Annotated in this window: 16 protein-coding genes and 3 tRNA genes; all 19 read left to right on the top strand. The window is 66.9% G+C overall.

Features of this window, described 5'->3' with window-relative positions; genetic code table 11:
- The first annotated feature begins 2 nt into the window (after positions 1-2).
- Positions 3-3,122 carry an efflux RND transporter permease subunit gene (locus ALIDE2_RS07300; protein WP_013519799.1) on the top strand — a complete coding sequence of 1,040 codons (3,120 nt, stop codon included), beginning with the start codon at positions 3-5 and terminating at the stop codon, positions 3,120-3,122.
- 85 nt (positions 3,123-3,207) lie between these two features.
- Positions 3,208-3,294, top strand: a tRNA-Leu gene (locus ALIDE2_RS07305).
- 52 nt (positions 3,295-3,346) lie between these two features.
- Complete coding sequence (gene tig / locus ALIDE2_RS07310; RefSeq protein ID WP_013721691.1) at positions 3,347-4,657, top strand: trigger factor; 1,311 nt, start codon at positions 3,347-3,349, stop codon at positions 4,655-4,657.
- 124 nt (positions 4,658-4,781) lie between these two features.
- On the top strand, positions 4,782-5,390 hold the full coding sequence (gene clpP, locus ALIDE2_RS07315) for an ATP-dependent Clp endopeptidase proteolytic subunit ClpP (RefSeq protein WP_013519797.1): 609 nt from the start codon (positions 4,782-4,784) through the stop codon (positions 5,388-5,390).
- A gap of 99 nt (positions 5,391-5,489) precedes the next feature.
- Complete coding sequence (gene clpX, locus ALIDE2_RS07320; protein ID WP_013519796.1) at positions 5,490-6,755, top strand: ATP-dependent Clp protease ATP-binding subunit ClpX; 1,266 nt, start codon at positions 5,490-5,492, stop codon at positions 6,753-6,755.
- Between the two features lie 138 nt (positions 6,756-6,893).
- Positions 6,894-9,314, top strand: a complete 2,421-nt coding sequence (gene lon / locus ALIDE2_RS07325; protein WP_013721692.1) for an endopeptidase La — start codon at positions 6,894-6,896, stop codon at positions 9,312-9,314.
- Between the two features lie 95 nt (positions 9,315-9,409).
- Positions 9,410-9,485 (top strand) — tRNA-Gly (locus ALIDE2_RS07330).
- Positions 9,486-9,542: 57 nt separating this feature from the next.
- Positions 9,543-9,616 (top strand) — tRNA-Cys (locus ALIDE2_RS07335).
- Between the two features lie 168 nt (positions 9,617-9,784).
- The gene (locus ALIDE2_RS07340) at positions 9,785-10,402 is read left to right on the top strand and encodes a TetR/AcrR family transcriptional regulator (protein WP_013721693.1); all 618 of its coding nucleotides are present in this window, start codon (positions 9,785-9,787) and stop codon (positions 10,400-10,402) included.
- A 204-nt stretch (positions 10,403-10,606) separates the two neighbouring features.
- On the top strand, positions 10,607-11,491 hold the full coding sequence (locus tag ALIDE2_RS07345; protein ID WP_013721694.1) for an HpcH/HpaI aldolase/citrate lyase family protein: 885 nt from the start codon (positions 10,607-10,609) through the stop codon (positions 11,489-11,491).
- Positions 11,492-11,518: 27 nt separating this feature from the next.
- Positions 11,519-11,980, top strand: coding sequence for a MaoC family dehydratase (locus ALIDE2_RS07350; protein WP_013519792.1), 462 nt, complete (start codon positions 11,519-11,521; stop codon positions 11,978-11,980).
- A gap of 11 nt (positions 11,981-11,991) precedes the next feature.
- Positions 11,992-13,158: an acyl-CoA dehydrogenase family protein gene (locus ALIDE2_RS07355; protein WP_013519791.1), complete on the top strand. Its 1,167-nt coding sequence runs from the start codon at positions 11,992-11,994 to the stop codon at positions 13,156-13,158.
- A gap of 76 nt (positions 13,159-13,234) precedes the next feature.
- Entirely contained in the window at positions 13,235-14,479 is a 1,245-nt protein-coding gene (locus tag ALIDE2_RS07360; protein WP_013721695.1) for a CaiB/BaiF CoA transferase family protein, read from the top strand.
- 1 nt (position 14,480) lies between these two features.
- Positions 14,481-15,641, top strand: a complete 1,161-nt coding sequence (locus ALIDE2_RS07365; protein WP_013721696.1) for a CaiB/BaiF CoA transferase family protein — start codon at positions 14,481-14,483, stop codon at positions 15,639-15,641.
- Between the two features lie 12 nt (positions 15,642-15,653).
- The gene (locus ALIDE2_RS07370) at positions 15,654-16,619 is read left to right on the top strand and encodes a Bug family tripartite tricarboxylate transporter substrate binding protein (protein WP_013519788.1); all 966 of its coding nucleotides are present in this window, start codon (positions 15,654-15,656) and stop codon (positions 16,617-16,619) included.
- 8 nt (positions 16,620-16,627) lie between these two features.
- Positions 16,628-17,038: a YybH family protein gene (locus ALIDE2_RS07375; protein ID WP_238530119.1), complete on the top strand. Its 411-nt coding sequence runs from the start codon at positions 16,628-16,630 to the stop codon at positions 17,036-17,038.
- Positions 17,039-17,041: 3 nt separating this feature from the next.
- Positions 17,042-17,725, top strand: a complete 684-nt coding sequence (locus ALIDE2_RS07380; RefSeq protein WP_013721697.1) for a nitroreductase — start codon at positions 17,042-17,044, stop codon at positions 17,723-17,725.
- A 4-nt stretch (positions 17,726-17,729) separates the two neighbouring features.
- A complete protein-coding gene (locus ALIDE2_RS07385) occupies positions 17,730-18,500 on the top strand; it encodes an enoyl-CoA hydratase/isomerase family protein (RefSeq protein WP_013519785.1) in 771 nt (256 codons plus the stop codon).
- A 194-nt stretch (positions 18,501-18,694) separates the two neighbouring features.
- Positions 18,695-19,867, top strand: coding sequence for an ABC transporter substrate-binding protein (locus ALIDE2_RS07390; protein WP_013721698.1), 1,173 nt, complete (start codon positions 18,695-18,697; stop codon positions 19,865-19,867).
- The last annotated feature ends 8 nt before the right edge of the window (positions 19,868-19,875 follow it).

Here is a 19,875-nt window from a genome sequence, read left to right on the forward strand (position 1 = left end):
CCATGTCGCAGATGGAACCCCGCAAGGGCTTCAACCTGTCCCTGTGGGCGCTGAACCACGCGGCCCTGACGCGCTACCTGATGGTGGTGCTGATGGTGCTGGGCGTGGCAGCCTACTTCCAGCTGGGGCAGGACGAGGATCCGCCCTTCACCTTCCGCGCGATGGTGGTGCGCACTTACTGGCCCGGCGCTACGGCGCAGCAGGTGGCCGAGCAGGTGACCGACAAGCTCGAACGCACACTGCAGGAGGTGCCCTACGCCGACAAGATCCGCAGCTACAGCAAGCCGGGCGAGTCGCAGATCATCTTCGAGATCAAGGACTCGTCGCGGCCCGCCGAGGTGGCCAACGTCTGGTACCAGGTGCGCAAGAAGATCGGCGACATGCGCTACCAGCTGCCGGGCAACATCCAGGGGCCCTTCTTCAACGACGAGTTCGGCGACGTGTTCGGCGTGATCTACGCGCTGCAGGGCGAGGGCTTCAGCTATGCCGAGCTCAAGGACTTCGCCGACGACGTGCGCCAGCAACTGCTGCGCGTGAAGGACGTGGCCAAGGTCGAGCAGTTCGGCGTGCAGGACGAGAAGGTCTGGATCGAGGTCTCGCACAAGCGCCTGGCCCAGCTGGGCCTGGACTTCAACGCGGTGCTGCAGCAGCTGGGCGCGCAGAACGCGGTGGAGAGCGCGGGCGTGATCCAGTCGCCGCAGGACATGGTGCAGGTGCGCGTGGGCGGGCAGTTCACCAGCGTGGAGCAGCTGCGCGCCATGCCGATACGCGGCGCCTCGGGGGCGCAGCTGCGCCTGTCCGACATCGCCGAGGTGCGCCGCGGCTACGTGGAGCCGCCGTCGGTCAAGGTGCGCTTCCAGGGCCGCGAGGCCATTGGCCTTGGCATCTCCATGGCCAAGGGCGGGGACATCATCGCCCTGGGCAAGGCGCTGCGCGCGGCGGCGGCCGGCATTCAGGCGCGCCTGCCCGCGGGCGTGCAGCTGCACCAGGTGCAGGACCAGCCGGCGTCCGTGGCCGCCTCGGTGAACGAGTTCGTCAAGGTGCTCATCGAGGCCGTGGTCATCGTGCTGGGCGTGAGCTTCGTCTCGCTTGGGCTGCACAAGGGCGGGCGCTTTGGCTGGCACATCGACTACCGGCCCGGCCTGGTGGTGGCCATCACTATCCCGCTGGTGCTGGCCGTCACCTTCCTGGCCATGCATTACCTGGGCATAGGGCTGCACAAGGTGTCGCTGGGCTCGCTCATCATCGCCCTGGGGCTGCTGGTGGACGACGCCATCATTGCCGTGGAGATGATGGTGCGCAAGATGGAGGAGGGCTACGACAAGGTGCGCGCCGCCACCTTCGCCTACGACGTGACGGCCAAGCCCATGCTGACGGGCACGCTGATCACGGCGGCGGGCTTCCTGCCCATCGGCATCGCCAAGTCGGTCACGGGCGAGTACACCTTCGCCATCTTCGCCGTGACGGTGATCGCGCTGGTGCTGTCCTGGATCGTCTCGGTCTACTTCGTGCCCTACCTGGGCACGCTGCTGCTCAAGGTCAAGCCCCACGATCCCGACGCGCCGCCGCACGAGCTGTTCGACACGCCGTTCTACAACCGTTTCCGCGCCACCGTGAACTGGTGCGTGCAGCACCGCTGGATCACCATAGGCGCCACCGTCGCCATTTTCGCGCTGGGCATCGCGGGCATGGGGCGCGTGCAGCAGCAGTTCTTCCCGGATTCGAGCCGGCCCGAGATCATGGTGGACCTCTGGTTCCCCGAGGGCACCGCCTTCGCCGCCAACGAGGCCGTCACCAAACGCCTGGAGCGGCGCCTGATGGAGCAGGACGGCGTGGAAAGCGTGGCCGCCTGGGTGGGCTCGGGCACGCCGCGCTTCTACCTGCCGCTCGACCAGGTGTTCCCGCAGAGCAACGTGTCGCAGTTCATCGTGCTGGCCAAGAGCCTGCCCGAGCGCGAGGCCCTGCGCCTGAGCCTGCCCAAGCTGCTGGCCGAGGAGGTGCCCGAGGCGCGCGGCCGCGTGAAGCTGCTGCCCAACGGGCCGCCCGTGCCGTACCCCGTGCAGTTCCGCGTGCTGGGCGGCGACCCGGCCACGCTGCGCCTGCGCGCCGACGAGGTCAAGGCCGCGATGCGCGCCAACGCCAATCTGGTCGGCGTGAACGACAACTGGAACGAGTCGGTGAAGGTGGTGCGCCTGGAGGTGGACCAGGACAAGGCGCGCGCGCTGGGCGTGACCAGCCAGTCCATCGCCCAGGCCTCGCGCATCATGTTCACGGGCACCACCGTGGGCCAGTATCGCGAGAACGACTTGGCTCTAGACATCGTGCTGCGCCAGTCGCCCGACGAGCGCGAGGCCATTTCCGACATCGCCAACGCCTACCTGCCCACGGCCTCGGGACGCTCGATACCGCTCACGCAGATCGCCAGGCCCGTGTTCACCTGGGAGCCGGGCGTGATGTGGCGCTGGAGCCGCGACTACGCCATCACCGTGCAGGGCGACTTGGTGGAGGGGCTGCAGGGCGCCACCGTCACCGCCCAGCTGCTGCCCGAGCTGCGCGCGCTGGAGGCGCGCTGGCGCGCGGCGGGCGACAACGGCGTGCGCATCGAGGTGGCGGGCGCGGTGGAGGAGAGCAGCAAGGGCTCGGCCTCCATCGTGGCCGGGGTGCCGGTGATGCTGTTCATCGTCTTCACGCTGCTCATGCTGCAGCTGCACAGCTTCAGCCGCTCGGTGCTGGTGTTCCTCACCGGGCCGCTGGGCATCGCGGGCGTGGCGGCGGCGCTGCTGCTACTGAACCGGCCGTTCGGCTTCGTGGCGCTGCTGGGCGTGATTGCGCTCATGGGCATGATCCAGCGCAACTCGGTGATCCTGATCGACCAGATCGAGCTCGACCGCGCGGCAGGCGTGCCCACCTGGAACGCCATCGTGGAGGCGGCGGTGCGGCGCCTGCGCCCCATCGTGCTCACGGCCGCGGCCGCGGTGCTGGCCATGATCCCGCTCTCGCGCAGCGTGTTCTGGGGGCCGATGGCCGTGGCCATCATGGGCGGGCTGGTCGTGGCCACCGTGCTCACGCTGCTGGCGCTGCCCGCCATGTACGCGGCCTGGTTCCGCGTGCGCAGGCAGTAGTCGCGCGCAACAAGGTAAAATCTATGGTTTACCTGATTCACCCGGTCGGCTGGCTACGAGGCCCGTCGGCCGGATGGCAAGAGCAGCGCGGGTGGCGAAATTGGTAGACGCACCAGGTTTAGGTCCTGACGCCAGCAATGGTGTGGGGGTTCGAGTCCCCCCCCGCGCACCACGAGCGAAGACCGAGGCGCAGCCCGGCACACATACCGACACTAGGAACAACCATGGCCGTAACTGTTGAAACCCTTGAAAAGCTCGAGCGCAAGATCACGCTGAGCCTGCCTGTGACCACCATCCAGAGCGAAGTGGACGCACGCTTGAAGCGCCTGGCGCGCACCGTCAAGATGGACGGCTTCCGTCCCGGCAAGGTTCCCATGAGCGTGGTGGCCCAGCGCTACGGCTACTCGGTGCAGTACGAGGTGCTCAACGACAAGGTCGGCGAGGCCTTTGCCCAGGCCGCCAACGAGGCGCAGCTGCGCGTGGCGGGCCAGCCGCGCATCACCGAGAAAGACGGCGCTCCCGAGGGCCAGGTGACCTTCGACGCCGTGTTCGAGGTGTTCCCCGAGGTGAAGATCGGCGACCTGGCCACCGCCGAGGTGGACAAGCTCTCGGCCGAGGTGACCGAGGCCGCCATCGACAAGACCCTGGACATCCTGCGCAAGCAGCGCCGCACCTTCGCCCAGCGCGCCCAGGGCGCTGCCGCCGAGGACGGCGACCGCGTGACCGTGGACTTCGAAGGCAAGATCGACGGCGAGCCCTTCCAGGGCGGCAAGGCCGAGGACTTCCAGTTCCTGGTCGGCGAAGGCCAGATGCTCAAGGAATTCGAGGACGCCGTGCGCGGCATGAAGACGGGCGAGAGCAAGACCTTCCCGCTGGCTTTCCCCGAGGACTACCACGGCAAGGACGTGGCCGGCAAGACGGCCGACTTCCTGGTCACCGTCAAGAAGATCGAGGCCTCCCACCTGCCCGAGGTGAATGAGCAGCTCGCCAAGTCGCTGGGCATCGCCGACGGCACGGTCGAGGGCCTGCGCGCCGACATCAAGAAGAACCTGGAGCGCGAGGTCAAGTTCCGCCTGCAGGCCCGCAACAAGCAGGCTGTGATGGACGCCCTGGTGGCCAAGGCCGAGCTGGACCTGCCCAACGCCAGCGTGCAGGCCGAGATCGCCCGCTTGCTCGAAGGCGCGCGCGCCGAACTCAAGCAGCGCGGCGTCAAGGATGCCGACAAGGCCGAGATCCCCGAGGACGTGTTCCGTCCCCAGGCAGAGCGCCGCGTGCGCCTGGGCCTGGTGATCGCCGAGCTGGTGCGCGCCAACGACCTGCAGGCCAAGCCCGAGCAGCTCAAGGCCCACATCGACGAGCTGGCTGCCAGCTACGAGAAGCCCGAGGACGTGGTGCGCTGGTACTTCAGCGACCGCCAGCGCCTGGCAGAGGTCGAGGCCGTGGTCATCGAGAACAACGTGACCGACTTCGTCCTGGGCAAGGCCAAGGTCAACGAGAAGGCCGTGTCCTTCGACGAGCTGATGGGCCAGGCCTGATACACCCTGGCGGCGCGCCCCGCAGCGGCGCGCCCCGGGCGAGCCTTGCGGGGGCTTGTGCTTTGCTGCACAAGCCCCAATTCATTTTCTGGGTACAGTACCGCCCCTGACTGGAGAAATACACATGAGCGCACTGGAAACGCAGGCCCTGGGCATGATCCCCATGGTCATCGAGCAATCGGGCCGCGGGGAGCGGTCCTACGACATCTATTCGCGTCTGCTCAAGGAGCGCGTGATCTTCCTGGTGGGGGAGGTCAATGACCAGACCGCCAACCTGGTGGTGGCGCAACTGCTGTTCCTGGAGAGCGAGAACCCGGACAAGGACATTTCGTTCTACATCAACTCCCCTGGCGGCAGCGTGACGGCCGGCATGGCCATCTACGACACCATGCAGTTCATCAAGCCCGACGTGTCCACGCTGTGCTGTGGCTTTGCCGCCAGCATGGGCGCCTTCCTGCTGGCCGCCGGCGCCAAGGGCAAGCGCTTCTCGCTGCCCAACTCCAAGATCATGATCCACCAGGTGCTCGGCGGCGCGCGTGGCCAGGCGACCGACATCGAGATCCATGCCCGCGACATCCTGCGCACCAAGGACCAGATGAACCGCATCCTGGCCGAGCGCACCGGCCAGTCGATCGAAAAGGTGAAGGCCGATACCGAGCGCGACTATTTCATGACCGCCGACGAGGCCAGGGACTATGGGCTGGTGGACCAGGTGATCTCCAAGCGTCCCTGACCGTCAGGCTTGCCCGGGCCCGGCGTTTCCCGCAGGGGAAACGCCGTTTTTATTTCGTTATCATCTTGACAACATCCCCTGTCATAAGGCACTGCTTCCATGGCCGATAAAAAAGGCTCCTCCAGCGAAAAAACCCTTTACTGCTCTTTCTGCGGCAAAAGCCAGCACGAGGTAAAGAAGCTGATCGCCGGCCCGTCAGTCTTTATTTGCGACGAGTGCATTGACCTGTGCAACGAGATCATCCGCGACGAACAGCCTACGGGTGAAGCCGCTCGCGAGGGTCGCGGCGATCTGCCCACGCCGGCCGAGATCAAGGCCAACCTCGACAGCTACGTGATCGGCCAGGAAAAGGCCAAGCGTACGCTGGCCGTGGCCGTGTACAACCACTACAAGCGCCTGCGCCACAAGGACAAGGCCGGCAAGGACGACGTGGAGCTGTCCAAGAGCAACATACTGCTCATCGGCCCCACGGGTTCGGGCAAGACGCTGCTGGCGCAGACGCTGGCGCGCCAGCTGGACGTGCCCTTCGTGATGGCCGACGCCACCACGCTGACCGAGGCCGGCTACGTGGGCGAGGACGTGGAGAACATCGTCCAGAAGCTGCTGCAAAGCTGCAACTACGACGTGGAGCGCGCCCAGCGCGGCATCGTCTACATCGACGAGATCGACAAGATCAGCCGCAAGTCCGACAACCCCAGCATCACGCGCGACGTGTCGGGCGAGGGCGTGCAGCAGGCGCTGCTCAAGCTCATCGAGGGCACCATGGCCAGCGTGCCGCCCCAGGGCGGGCGCAAGCACCCGAACCAGGACTTCCTGCAGATCGATACGACTAACATCCTGTTCATCTGCGGCGGCGCGTTCGCGGGCCTGGAGAAGGTGATCGAAAACCGTACCGAGGCGTCGGGCATAGGCTTCGGCGCGGCGGTCAAGAGCAAGAAACAGCGCTCGCTCACCGAGGTGTTCCAGGACATCGAGCCCGAGGACCTCATCAAGTTCGGCCTGATCCCCGAGCTGGTGGGCCGGATGCCCGTGGTGACGGCGCTGGCCGAACTCGGCGAGGACGCCCTGGTGCAGATCCTCACCGAACCCAAGAATGCGCTGGTCAAGCAGTACAGCAAGCTGCTCGCCATGGAGGGCGTGGATCTAGAGATACGCCCTGCGGCGCTCAAGGCCATCGCGCGCAAGGCCATTGCCCGCAAGACCGGTGCCCGCGGGCTGCGCTCCATCCTGGAGCAGGCCCTGATCGGCACCATGTTCGATCTGCCCAATGTGTCCAACGTGGAGAAGGTCGTGGTGGACGAGGCCACCATCGAGGAAAGCAAGGCGCCGCTGCTGCTCTATCGCGAGGCAGCCAAGAAGGCCTGAGGCCGGCCGGGCCGTCGCTTCCACCGCGGCGGCCAGGCAGCCTCGCGCCTGTCGGCACCCCGCGCCTGAGCGGCAGAGCCGCTGGATTGAAAACGTTGTCCATGGCCCCACTTCCATGGACACAACTGAGGATTCCCCATGTCCGGACATACGCCCCTGCCCGCTACCCCCCTTGATCTGCCACTGTTGCCGCTGCGCGACGTGGTGGTGTTCCCCCACATGGTGATCCCCCTTTTCGTGGGACGCCCCAAGAGCATCAAGGCCCTGGAAATGGCCATGGACGCCGACCGCAGCATCATGCTGGTGGCCCAGAAGGCGGCCGCCAAGGACGAGCCCCAGGTGTCGGACATGTTCGAGGTGGGCTGCATCTCCAACATCCTGCAGATGCTCAAGCTCCCCGACGGCACGGTGAAGGTGCTGGTCGAGGGCCAGCAGCGCGCCCAGGTGACCATGGTGCACGATGCGGAAACGCACTTCACGGCCACGGTGACGCCGGTGCAGGAAGAGGCCGAGGACGGCAAGTCGAGCGAGATCGAGGCGCTGCGCCGCGCCGTGATGCAGCAGTTCGACCAGTACGTGAAGCTCAACAAGAAGATCCCGCCGGAGATCCTGACCTCGATCGCGAGCATCGACGACCCGGGCCGCCTGGCAGACACCATCGCCGCCCACCTGCCGCTCAAGCTGGAGAACAAGCAGCGCGTGCTCGATCTGGCGGACATCAAGCTGCGGCTGGAAGACCTCTTCGAGCAGCTCGACCGCGAGGTGGACATCCTCAACGTAGACAAGCGTATCCGCGGCCGCGTGAAGCGCCAGATGGAGAAGAGCCAGCGCGACTTCTACCTCAACGAACAGGTCAAGGCCATCCAGAAGGAGCTCGGCGAGGGCGAGGACGGCGCGGACATCGAAGAGATCGAGAAAAAGATCAAGCTCGCCAAGATGCCTGTCGAGGCGCGCAAGAAGGCCGAGGGCGAGCTCAAGAAGCTCAAGCTCATGTCGCCCATGTCGGCGGAGGCCACGGTGGTGCGCAACTACATCGACGTACTCACCAGCCTGCCCTGGAGCAAGAAGACCAAGATCAAGCACGATCTGGCGCTTGCGGAGAACGTGCTCAATGAGGACCACTACGGCCTGGACAAGGTCAAGGACCGTATCCTCGAATACCTCGCGGTGCAGCAGCGCGTGGACAAGGTAAAGGCGCCCATCCTGTGCCTCGTGGGCCCTCCGGGCGTGGGCAAGACCTCGCTGGGCCAGTCCATCGCCAAGGCCACGGGGCGCAAGTACGTGCGCATGGCGCTGGGTGGCATGCGCGACGAGGCGGAAATCCGCGGCCACCGCCGCACCTACATCGGCGCCATGCCGGGCAAGGTGCTGCAAAGCCTGGGCAAGGCCGGCACGCGCAACCCGCTGTTCCTGCTCGACGAGATCGACAAGCTGGGCACGGACTTCCGAGGCGATCCGTCCAGCGCATTGCTGGAGGTGCTCGACCCCGAGCAGAACCACAAGTTCGGCGACCACTACGTCGAGGTGGACTTCGACCTGTCCGACGTGATGTTCGTCGCCACGTCGAACTCGATGAACATCCCGCCGGCCCTGCTCGACCGCATGGAGGTGATCCGCCTCTCGGGCTACACGGAGGACGAGAAGACCAACATCGCCATCAAGTACCTGCTGCCCAAGCAGATGACCAACAATGGCGTCAAGGACGAGGAGTTGCGCGTGACCGAATCGGCCGTGCGCGACATCGTGCGCTACTACACGCGCGAGGCGGGAGTGCGCTCGCTGGAGCGCGAGCTCTCCAAGATCTGCCGCAAGGTGGTCAAGGGCCTGCAGCTCAAGAAGCTGCAGGCGCCGGTCGAGGTATCGGCGGACAACCTGTCCGAATACCTGGGCGTGCGCAAGTTCAGCTACGGACATGCCGAGAAGCAGAACCAGGTGGGCCAGGTGGTCGGGCTGGCGTGGACCGAGGTGGGCGGCGACCTGCTCACGATCGAGGTGGCCACCATGCCGGGCAAGGGCAACATCACGCGCACGGGTTCGCTCGGGGACGTGATGAAGGAGTCCGTCGAGGCGGCACGCACCGTGGTGCGCAGCCGTGCGCGCCTGCTGGGCATCCGTGACGACGCCTTCGAGAAGCGCGACCTGCACATCCACGTGCCTGATGGCGCCACGCCCAAGGACGGCCCGAGCGCGGGCATCGCCATGACCACGGCCATCGTCTCCGCGCTGACCGGCATACCCGTGCGCGCCGACGTGGCCATGACGGGCGAAATCACGCTGCGCGGCGAGGTGACCGAGATCGGCGGCCTGAAGGAAAAACTGCTGGCGGCCCTGCGCGGCGGCATCAAGACGGTGCTGATACCCGAGGCCAACGTCAAGGACCTGCAGGAGATCCCGGACAACGTGAAGAGCGGCCTGGAAATCGTGCCCGTGAAGTGGATCGACAAGGTGCTGGAGCAGGCGCTCGAACGTAAACCGACGCCGCTGGCCGAGGAGGATGTGGCCCCGGCCGTCCCCGTGGCGGCAGCGCGCGAGGCGGCTACGGGCTCCGTGAAGCATTGAGGAAAAGATGCGCGGATTTTTTGTGAGGCCCAAAAAATCCGCTACAATCTGCTCCATCGATGCCAAACGTTGTACAATGCAAGGCTTCGGTAAACGCGGGAATAGCTCAGTTGGTAGAGCGCAACCTTGCCAAGGTTGAGGTCGTCGGTTCGAGACCGATTTCCCGCTCCAGATTCGGAGCAAAAAGGGGAAGCTTCTGCTTCCCCTTTTTGTCAAGAAGCAGGATTCGGCGCGGTAGCAAAGCGGTTATGCACCGGATTGCAAATCCGTTGAGGCCGGTTCGACTCCGGCCCGCGCCTCCAAAGAACTCAATATCAAACCAACGATTTACAAAGGCCGCTGACCAGCGGCCTTTTTTCTTGCTGCCCGATCAGTTGCCCAATCCAGCCCAAGCGGTCGCATGGGCGGCACAGTGGATGCCTATGGCCTGTTAGGATTGCCGGACTCCATGTAATTGAGCGCAGAAGAAAATGGCAAGAAAGCAGAAGACAGGCTCCACCAACGCGAACGAGACCCGCGAGAATCTTCTCAAGCTTGCCGCCCGCACGTTCGGCACCCAGGGCTATTCGGCCACCACCATGCGCGCCATCGCCGAGCAGGCGGGGATCGAGGCGGCCAGCATCTACTACCACTTCTCCTCGAAGGAGGAACTGGTCGATGAGGTGATGGAGCAGGGCGCCGGCCGGATCGTTCAGGAACTGAACGGGCACATCGAGGCCCTGGGGCCCGATGCGACGGCTGAGCAACGCTTCCGGGCCGCCGTGCTGGGGCAAATGACCGGTCTGGTCAAGCACGGCGATTTCGCCCTGGCGCACGGCAGGCTGCTGGGGCAGTTGCCGGAGGCGGTGCGCGAGCGGCAGGTCAAGCGGCGCGAGCGCCACCAGAAGCTCTGGAATGGGTTGCTGGAGGGTCTGCGCACCGAGGGTCGGCTGCGCGGCGACGTCGATATCCACCTGGCGCGGATCTTCATCCTGGGCAGCATCAATTCCATCCAGTCGTGGTTCAACCCCCGCAAGGGGGCGTTGGAGAAGATCGCCGACCAGCTCTGCGACATGTTCTTCGCGGGGGTGAGCCCGCCGGCTTCCTGATTCGTTTTCCTCGGCACCGCGCGTACCTTGTCGATCGCGCGCCCGCTTCCACGGCGAAGCGGGCGCGCCATTGTTTTTGTTCGTCTGGATAAGGATGGGTGTTAACCCTAATGACAAGAATGTGGTCTCCCCTTCAAACTAACTATCAGTTGTTAGATAAATGTTTGGCGATTGAAAGACGAAACCCAACAGGACGAGGTGGACATGACGACACAGATGAAACCCATACGCTCTTTTCTCTTTGTTCCGGGCAACAAGGAGTCGATGCTCGACAAGGCGGCAGGCGCGAAGGCCGACGCGCTGATCCTCGACCTGGAGGACAGCGTGCCGCCCGCCGAGAAGCTGGCCGCGCGCGCGCTGGTCGCCCGCAAGATCCCCGAGCTCATCGCCCAGGGCCAGCGCATCTGGGTGCGCGTGAACCGCACGGCGCACATCTATGACCTGGACGACATCCTCGCCGTCGTGCAGCCGGGCGTGGAGGGCATCTACATCTCCAAGCCCTGGGGCCCGGAGGACGTGCACATGGCCTCCTGCATGATTGCCGAGGCCGAGACGCGCGCCAACCTGCCGCTGGGCTCGGTCGGCCTGATCCCGCTGCTGGAGACGGCGCGCTCCATGCAGCTGTGCTTCGAGATCGCGCAGATCCCGCGCGTGGTCGGCATCGTGGGCGCCACGGCCAAGAACGCCGACGTGGGCCGCGCGCTCAAGTACGTGTGGACGGCCGAGGGCCGCGAATCGGAGTACATGAAGTCCCGCGTGGTCATGGCCGCGCGCGCCGCGGGCAAGCAGCCCATCGGCGGCATCTGGCAGCAGATCAAGGACCTGGAGGGGCTGGCCAAGGCCTCGGCGTTCGACCGGCAGCTGGGCATGTCGGGCGAGCTGGCCCTGCACCCGATGCAGGTGGAAACCATCAACCGCACCTACACGCCGACGGCCGAGGAGGTCGCGTTCTACCAGGGAATGATCGACGCGCTCGAAGAAGCCCAGAAACAGGGCCGCGCCTCCGTCATGTACGACGGCGAGCACATCGACATCGCCCACGTCAAGACCGCGCGCGACGTGATCGCGCTCGCCCAATCCTTCAACTGACCGCACACCCCTCAAGGAGATACTGAAATGGCAGGCCTTTACTTCGAAGAATTCAAGCCCGGCATGGTGATCGAGCACGCCATCCGCCGCACCGTGACCGAGACCGACAACATCCTGTTTTCGGCCATGACCTACAACTGTGCGCCGCTGCACATCGACGCCGAGTACAGCGCCAAGACGATGTACGGCCAGCGCCTGGTCAACAGCATGTTCCTGCTGGCGCTGGTGGCTGGCATCACCGTGTACGAGACCACGCTGGGCACCACGCTGGGCAACCTGGGTTTTGGCGAGATCGCTTTCCCCAAGCCCACCTTCCACGGCGACACCATCCGCGTGGAGACCGAGATCCTGGAAACCCGCCAGTCCAAGAGCCGCCCCGACACCGGCATCGTCACCTTCAAGCACGTGGCCAAGAACCAGCGCGACGAGATCGTCTGCACGGCCGTGCGCACGGGCCTGATGATGCTCAAGCCCGCCGACAAGGCATAAGGAGAGCCGCGATGGACTACCAGCTCAGCGAAGACCAGCAGGCCATCGTCGATGCCGCAGAGAAGATCTGCGCCGACTTTCCGCTCGAATACTGGCGCAACAAGGACAAGAACCACGAGTTCCCGCACGAGTTCTTCGAAGCCGTGGCCAGCGGCGGCTGGCTGGGCATCTGCATGCCCGAGGACGTGGGCGGCGCCAACCTGGGCGTGACCGAGGCGGCCCTGTTCATGCGCACCGTGGCCGAGTGCGGCGGCCAGGCAGCGGCATCGACCATCCACATGAACATCTTCGGCCTGCAGCCGGTGGTGCACTTCGGCACCGAGGAGCAGAAGAAGCGCTGGCTGCCGCCCTTCGCCCGGGGCGAGAACAAGGCCTGCTTCGCGGTGACCGAGCCCGATACGGGCCTGGACACCACCAAGCTCAAGGTGACGGCCCAAAAGCAGCCCAATGGCGACTACCTCATCTCGGGCAAGAAGGTCTTCATCTCCACCGCGCAGGTGGCCGACCACATGCTGATCCTGGCGCGCACCACGCCCATCGAAGAGGTGAAGAAGCACAGCGAGGGCCTGAGCCTGTTCTACACCAAGCTCGACCGCAAGTACGTGGACATCCGCGAGATCGACAAGCTGGGCCGCGCCGCTGTCGATACCAACGAGATGTTCATCGACAACCTGCCGGTGTCCAAGGATTCGCTCATCGGCGAGGAGGGCAAGGGCCTATCCTACATCTTCCACGGCATGAACGCCGAGCGCGTGCTGGTGGCGGTGGAGCAGGTGGGCATCGGCCGCGCGGTGCTCAAGCTGGCCACGCAGTACGCCAAGGAGCGCATCGTGTTCGGCCGCCCCATCGGCAAGAACCAGGGCGTGCAGCACCCGCTGGCGCGCAGTTGGGCGGAGCTGGAGGCGGCCAACCACATGATCTTCGCGGCGGCCAGCCTGTACGACAAGGGCCAGCCCTGTGGGTCGGAAGCCAACGCGGCCAAGCTGCTGGCGTCGGAGGCGTGCATGAACGCCTGCCAGACCTCGATCCTCACGCACGGCGGCTTCGGCTACGCGAAGGAATACCACGTGGAGCGCTTCATGCGCGAGGCCTGGATCGGCTACATCGCGCCCGTCACGCCCCAGCTCATCCTGTCGAACATCGCCGAGCGCAAGCTCGGCCTGCCCAAGTCGTATTGATGAAAAAATGGCCTCCGGCGCCCGTCCATAAAGCGCTGGCAGCTATTGAATTGGTAGTGAATCTCAGGAGACAAGCATGTCCGCGACCAAGCCCCTGGAAGGCATCCGCGTCCTCGATCTGACCGTCGCGCTCGCGGGGCCATATGGCTCGCTGCTGCTCGGCGGCCTGGGTGCGGAGGTGATCCGCGTGGAGTCGCCCAGCGGCGGCGACATCGCGCGCAACAACCCGCCCTACGTCAACCAGGAGGGCATCCACTTCGGCGTGCGGCATGCAGACGACGTGTCGCTGTCCATCCTCAACCGCGCGCGCAACAAGAAGAGCATCACGCTGGACCTGAAGTCGCCCCAGGGCAAGGCGCTGTTCATGCAGCTGGCCCAGGAATGCGACGTGCTCATCGAGAACGCCAGCGAGGGCGCCACGGCGCGCCTGGGCGTGGACTACGAGAGCGTGCGAGCGGCCAACCCGAAGATCATCTACGCCTCGATCAAGGCCTTCGGCGAGCCCAGCCCCTACCCCAACCTCAAGGGCATGGACATCATCGTGCAGGCGCTCTCGGGCATCATGGACGTGACCGGCTTCGCCGACGGGCCGCCCACGCGCCTGGGCCTGCCGCTGGCGGACATGATCGCGCCGCTGTATGCCGTCAACGGCATCCTCTCGGCGCTGATCCACCGCGGCCGCACGGGCGAGGGCCAGCGCGTGCAGGTCTCCATGCTCGACTGCCTGGCCTCGCTGGTGGCCGAGGAGCATTTCGACATTTACCTGAAAGCCGGCTACCCACGGCGCTCGGGCAACTTCATGGAGCGGCTCACACCGTTTGGCGTCTACAAGACGCGGGACGGCTACGTGGCCCTGGTGGCCTTCCAGCCCGACTGGTTCCAGAACCTCACCGAGGCCATCGGGCGGCCCGAACTCGCGCAGGACCCGCGCTTCGCCGTGCTGGGGCCGCGCACCAGGAACTCGGCGGAGATCAACGCCATCATCCAGGACTCGCTGGGCCGGCACACCAGCGCCGAGGCCATCCGCGAGCTGCAGGAAAAGCGCGGCGTGCCCTGTGCCGAAGTGCGCACGCCCGAGCAGGTGCTGGCCGACTGCCACCTGCAGGAGCGCGGCGCCGTGGTGCCGCTGGAGCACCCGGGCCTGGCCGCCAGCGGCACCCAGGCCATGGGCATGGGGCTGCCGATCCAGTTCTCCGAATCGCCCGTGCGCTTCGACCAGCCCGCGCAGGCGCTGGGCGCGGCCAACGACGACATCTATCGCGGCCTGCTCAAGCTCTCGGAAGAGCAGTTGCGCCAACTGCGTGAGCAAGGGGTCATCTGACATGGCCGCCCCCCGCTCTGGCCCGCTCGCGGGCATCAAGGTGGTGGAGATCGCGGGCATCGGACCGGGGCCGCTCGCCGCCATGTTCCTGGCCGACCTGGGCGCCACCGTCATCCGCGTCGACCGCAAGGAGCCCTCGGGCCTGGGCGCGCCGCGCCCGGTGCAGTTCGACCTGGGGCTGCGCAACCGCCGCTCCATCCGCGTGGACCTGAAGGACCCCGCCGCCGTCGAACTGGTGATGGAGCTGGTCGGCCAGGCCGACGCGCTGATCGAAGGCTTTCGCCCCGGCGTGATGGAGCGCCTGAGCCTGGGCCCCGACGCCTGCCTGAAAGCCAATCCACGCCTGGTCTACGGCCGCGTGACGGGCTGGGGGCAGGACGGGCCGCTGTCGCAGGTCGCAGGGCATGACCTGAACTACATCTCGATCACCGGCGCCCTGCATGCCATGGGCCGCGCGGGGCAGGCGCCCACGCCGCCGCTCAACGTGCTGGGCGATTACGCGGGCGGCTCGCTCTACCTCGCGTTCGGGCTGCTCGCGGGCATCCTGGAGGCGCGCACGTCCGGCCAGGGGCAGGTGGTGGATGCGGCCATGGTGGATGGCGTGGCCTCCATCATGACGGTGACCATGGGCCTGCACGCGGCGGGCATGATGGGCAAGGAGCGCGGCACCAACCTGCTCGATACCGGCGCGCATTTCTACGAGGTGTACGAGTGCGCCGATGGCAGGCACCTGAGCGTCGCGCCCATCGAGGGCAAGTTCTACCGCCTGCTGCTGGAGAAGCTGGGGCTGCAGGACCACCCGTTGCTGCAGCAGCAGATGGACAAGGCGTGCTGGCCCGAGGCCAAGCAGGTGCTGGCCGCCAGATTCAAGGAACGCACGCGCGATGAGTGGACCGCGCTGCTCGGCCACCTGGACGCCTGCGTCGCGCCCGTGCTGGACTTCGACGAGGCGCCCCGGCACCCGCACGTGAAGGCGCGCGGCACGCTCACCGAGGTCGCCGGCGTGGTGCAGCCCGCGCCCGGCCCGCGCTTCTCGCGCACGCCCGCGGCGCGGCCCGAGCCGCCCGCGCCCCCGTCCACCGAGAACGCCCTCGCGGCGCTGCAAGGCTGGCTGCCCCAGGAGCGCATCCAGGCCTACCAATCGCACAACACTTTCATCTAAGGAGACACAGCCATGATGCATCGACGCACCTTCGCAGGCGCCCTGGCGCTGGCCGCCCTGGCTCCGGCAGCCTTCGCTGCGGACTGGCCCGACGGCAAGACCATCCGCATCGTCGTGGCCACGGGCGTGGGCTCGGGCTCGGACCTCACGGCGCGCCAGATCGCCACCGGGCTGGGCAAGGAGCTGAACACGCCGGTGATCATCGAGAACAAGACCGGCGCGGGCGGCGTGATCGGCACCGACTTCGTCGCCAAGGCCGCGCCGGACGGGTACACGCTGCTGGGCACCTACGCGCAGCACTACACCAACCAGCTCGTGCAGAAGACGCCCTACGACGCGATCAAGGACTTCGAGCCCATCGCGCGCATCGCCAATTCGGCGCTGGTGATCTCGGTCGCGGCGAACTCGCCCTACAAGACGCTCAAGGACGTGATCGAGGCCGCCAAACAGAAGCCCGGCTTCATCACCTACGGCTCCTCGGGCAACGGCACCACCTCGCACATGGCGGCGGCGCTGTTCGAGCACATGGCCGGCGTCAAGCTCAACCACGTGCCCTACAAGGCACCGGGCCAGGTGGCGCTGGACGCGGCGGCGGGGCAGATCGACCTGAGCTTCAACGGCATGTCCTCGGTACTGCCGCTCATCAAGGGCGGGCGCCTGCGGCCCCTGGCCGTCACGACGCCGCAGCGCTCGCAAAGCCTGCCCGACGTACCCACCGTGGCGGAACTGGGCCACCCCGGCTACGAGGCCGCCTCGCCCATCTGGATCTTCGCGCCGCGCGGCACGCCGCAGGCCATCGTGAACAAGCTGTCCGAGGCCGTCGTGCGCCAGGCGCAGTCGCAGGGCTTCAGGGACCTGTGCCTGAACCAGGGGCTGGAGGTGGACATCCAGAACGCCGCCACCGCCAAGGCAGCCGGCCCGGCCGAGCTGGAGAAGTGGCGCAAGCTCATGAGCGTGGCCGGAGCCAAGGCCGAATGATGGCCGCCATGCCCGACGCCCAGGCCGCGCTGGAGCAGGCCGTCGCCGACTGGAACCGCGCCGGCGCGGCCTGGGACGCACAGGCCCTGGCGGCGGTCTATGCCGAGGACGCCCTGCTGTTCGGCGGCCGCCCCGGCCACTCTGTGGGACGCGCGGCCATCCAGGGCTACTTCGCGTCATACGACGGCGTGATCCTCGCGGGCAGCATGCGGATGGCCGAGACCGAGCTGCGCACGCTCGGCCCCGGCTGCGTGCTCGCGCAGGGCATGGTGCACTTCGCCTTCACGCTCGCGGGCGGCGAGCAGACGCGCTCCACGCTGCGCGCCACGCTGGTGCTCAGCCTGGAGCCGGACCGCTGGCGTATCCTGGACCACCATTTCTCCACTGTTCCCTCCGCGCCGCCGCTGGGAAAGGACTGACACATGACCGCGCAGAACGCCGATGTCGATACGCTGCGGCGCCTGATCTTCGGGCGCGCCACCTGCCGCGCCTACCTGAGCGACCCCGTGCCCGAGGACGTGATCCGCAGCATCGCGGATGTGGCGCGCGGCACCGCCTCGTGGTGCAACACCCAGCCCTGGGACCTGGTGGTCACCTCGGGCGAGAGCACCGGCTGGTTCCGCGACGCGCTGATGGAGCAGGCGCGCCAGCACCCCGCGCTGGATTCCGACTTCCCGTTCCCCGAGGAATACCGGGGCGTGTACCTCGACCGCCGCCGCCGCTCGGGCCTGCAGCTCTACGAGGCGCTGGGCATCGCCCGGGGCGACAAGGAGCGGCGCAACGCCCAGTCGTTCGAGAACTTCCGCCTGTTCGGCGCGCCGCACGTGGCCATCGTCACCGTGCCGCAGGAGCTGGGCACCTACGGCGCCGTGGACGCGGGCGGCTTCGTCGGCACCTTCCTGCTATCGGCCCAGGCCCACGGCGTGGCCACCACGCCGCAGGCGGCGCTGGCCATGCAGTCGGGCTTCATACGCCGGTACTTCGGCATGCCCGAGGGGCGCAAGGTGGTGTGCGGCATCTCCTTCGGCTACGCCGACACGGCGCACCCGGTGAACGGCTACCGCACCGAGCGCGCCGGGGTGGACGACTTCCTGCGGCTGGTGTGACGCCATGGACACGCTGCTGATCGACGAGCCCGCGCCGCAGGTGCGCCGCCTCACGCTCAACCGCCCCGAGCGCATGAACGCGCTCGACGGCCCCACGCTGCAGGCGCTGCACGACGCGGCGCGCGACTGCGCGGCGGCGGGCGACGCCGTAAAGGTGCTCGTCATCCGGGGCAGCGGGCGCGCCTTCTGCGCGGGCAACGACCTGAAATGGCTGGCCGGCGGCGTGCTGGCCGACCGCGCCGCGCACATGCGCCACCAGGACCTGATGCAGGCCACCTTCGAGTGCCTGGAGTCCGCGCCGCAGATCGTGCTGGCCAGCGTCAACGGCTATGCCCTGGCGGGCGGCTTCGAGCTCGCGCTGGCCTGCGACCTGATCATCGCCGACGACGCGGCCGAGCTCGGCGACGAGCACATCCGCCGCGACCTGCTGCCCAGCGGCGGCGGCTCGCAGCGGCTGCCGCGCCGCCTGGGCCTGCAGCGCGCGCTGCTGCACCTCGTCACCGGCCGGCGCATGACGGGGCGCGAGGCGGCGGCCCAGGGCCTGGCCGCGCAGGCCGTGCCCTCGGGCCTGCTCGAATCGGCCACGCTGCAGCTCGCGCAGGAGATCGCCCAGGCCGACGCGCTGGCGCTGGCCTCCATGAAGCAGATGGCACGCCGCGCGCTGGAACTGCCGCTGCGGGACGGCCTGCAGTACGAGCGCTGGATGCAGCACCGCTACCGCACGCAGTCGGGCGCGCTGGAGGCGGGCGTGCAGGATTTCGCCGCGAAGAACTGAGCGATTGCTATTAATTCAAGAGTTTCCAGCGCTTGATTGGAAGGCGCTGGAGGCTTTTTTGCTTTGAGAACCACATCGTGCGGACGCCTTCCTGCCAGTGTACGGAACACAAGGCCCGCATGCGTTGACCGGCTGCCGCTACGCCCCGTTCAATGCAGGGATCCGTGCCAACCCCGTCCTTCGAAGGAGACACCATGCGAAACACGTTCCGCCTGCCGGCAACGCTCATCCAGGCCGCCGGCGCCGCCGCGCTGCTGGCCATGGCCCCCCTGTGCGCGGCCGAGACGATCAAGCTCGGCCTGTCCATCCCGCTGTCCGGCTCGGGCGCCAACTGGGGCAAGGGCTCGGAGTGGATGTGCGCCAAGGCCGCGCAGGAGGTCAATGCGCAGGGCGGCGTCAAGGTCAAAGGCCAGGCGCACCAGTTCGAGTGCGTGGGCTATGACAACAAGTACAACGCCGCCGAGGGCGCCAAGGTGGCGCAGGCACTGGTGGCGCGCGACGAGGTGAAGTTCGTGGCCGGCAGCATCGGCGTGGCGCCGGCGCGCGCACTGCAGTCGCTGACCGAGCGGCGCAATGTGCTGCTGTTCACGGCCGCCTGGGGCAACAGCATGAAGGGGCCCAAGTTCCCGCTGACCTTCTCGCAAATGAACTCGCCCAACGAGATCTCCGAGCCGCTCATCACCCACGTGAAGAAGCTGCACCCTGGCGTGAAGACCGTGGTGCTGCTCAACCCCAACGACGCCACCGGCCAGGAGACCGAGAAGGTCGCCAAGGCCGCGTGGGAGAAGAACGGCGTGAAAGTGCTGGTGAGCGACTGGTACGAGCGCGGCACCAGCGAGTTCCAGCCCATCGCCGCGAAGCTCCACGCGGCCAAGCCGGACGTGGTGGACCTGGCCTCCACCCCGCCGGCCGATGCGGGCCTGATCTTCAAGGAGCTCAAGGCACTGGGCTGGAATGGTGTGAAAGTGGTCGAGGTGGGCACGGGCGCCGACGGGCTGCTGGCCACCGGCAAGGACGCGGTGGAAGGCGCCTACCTGGGCGCCGCCGTGAGCGTGGACAGCATGACGCCGCAGCAGAAGGCCCTGGATGAAGGCGTGCGCAAGGCCACGGGCGAGAGCGTCAACGCCATCCAGATCGGTTTCTACGACGCCGTATGGGCCATCAAGGCCGCGATGGAGAAGGCACAGAGCATCGATCCGGCCGAGGTCGCCAAGGCCATGCCCACGGTGAGGTTCAAGTCCTTCTACGGCGAGACGGGGTTCGGCGGCAAGGATGTCTACGGCAGCGACCAGCAGATGCGCCTGCCGGTCATCATCACCAAGCTGGTCGGTACCAGCCTGCAGGAAGTGGGCCGGGTGCAGAAGTAAGCAGACAC

Origin of the sequence: Alicycliphilus denitrificans K601, assembly GCF_000204645.1 — a bacterium.
Lineage (GTDB): Bacteria > Pseudomonadota > Gammaproteobacteria > Burkholderiales > Burkholderiaceae_C > Alicycliphilus > Alicycliphilus denitrificans.